The sequence below is a fragment of the Campylobacter sp. 2018MI01 genome, assembly GCF_018501205.1.
Classification (GTDB): Bacteria; Campylobacterota; Campylobacteria; order Campylobacterales; family Campylobacteraceae; genus Campylobacter_E.
The window spans coordinates 1-391 of record NZ_JAHCZE010000206.1; the positions used below are offsets into that span (position 1 = coordinate 1).

Genomic DNA, 391 nt, shown 5'->3' on the forward strand with positions numbered 1-391 from the left:
ATATGTATGATTCTTCTTTGATTTTGGAAGACAAAGAATTTTTGCCCAATGAACGCAAGGTTCGTAACGAACTGGTTGCCGATAAAGCCGACTGGCAGTATCAGTTATCAGCCAGATGTCTTCAGCTTGCCGTTTCTGATTTAGGCAAGGCGTGGAAAAGTTTCCTTAACAAAGCTCAGCCAGACTGGGGCAAACCGCAGTTCAAGTCCAAGAAAGCGCCCAGACAGGGTTTCAAAAATGACAGATCCAAGATTGTCAACAACTATGACCAAATCGTTTTTGAAGATTTGGACGTGAAGCGAATGCAGATGTGTCACGTTGCGTCTAAAGAATTGCAGCAGTCGTTGTTTGGCTGTTTCAGATAGGTTTAGAATTATAAATGCCAATGGTA

At 42.5% G+C, this 391-nt stretch carries 1 protein-coding gene; it reads left to right on the plus strand.

All coding sequences use genetic code 11. From position 1 onward, the window contains the following. The coding region (locus KJQ97_RS09685; RefSeq protein WP_214120735.1) for a hypothetical protein at positions 1 to 365 on the plus strand (365 nt) is incomplete at its 5' end. Between the last annotated feature and the right edge of the window lie 26 nt (positions 366 to 391).